Here is a 592-nt window from a genome sequence, read left to right on the forward strand (position 1 = left end):
TACATATCCCCTGAACTGCCCTTCAGACCATTTCCGGACGCGTAACTTATGCCACCTTCTGTAATGAGGTTCAGACTCCAATGTTCCATTCCAAATTGACGCATATGCTTTCTGGAATAACTGAAGGACGCAGGATCGCTGTACAGCGAAGCCAGTTGAAGCGCGCCCAAATCATAGACTTTCGCATGCGCGCGAAAACCGCTGCCTGAGGGCGCAAGCGGTTCGACATCGGACAACGGCGTCATGAAATCGCGGTAGCTATCGAACTGCTCTTTTGCCGCGATGGATTCTGTTGAGAATTGAAAGCTCGGAATCGGCTTTTGCTCACCGGTGGGGACAGAACTTTCGGTCAATTAATGTCTCCCCCACACCTTTATAGCGCACCCAAGCTCATCGCGTCGACCACTGCAAGAGTGCGCGATCTCGCTTGCGTGACCAATGCTTCTTCGGCTGTAGCCGGGGATACGGAACAGTTCGACTGCCGGCGCTCATTTTTGCACGCAGCGGCAATTGAATTGCACTCAGCGCCCAGCGCGATGGCGCCCATACTGGTTCGACCACACCGGATACCGTCGATGGGCATGCCGGCAAT

At 54.2% G+C, this 592-nt stretch carries 1 protein-coding gene and 1 pseudogene; both read right to left on the reverse strand.

Annotation, left to right across the window (positions count from 1 at the left end; all coding sequences use genetic code 11):
* Positions 1-353, reverse strand: a pseudogene (locus tag C5748_RS27410) (hypothetical protein); the annotation flags it as partial.
* Positions 354-373: 20 nt separating this feature from the next.
* Positions 374-592 (reverse strand): hypothetical protein (locus C5748_RS28725; protein ID WP_210204485.1); only part of this gene is annotated, 219 nt, incomplete at its 5' end.

Origin of the sequence: Phyllobacterium phragmitis (assembly GCF_002980495.1) — a bacterium.
Lineage (GTDB): Bacteria > Pseudomonadota > Alphaproteobacteria > Rhizobiales > Rhizobiaceae > Paramesorhizobium > Paramesorhizobium phragmitis.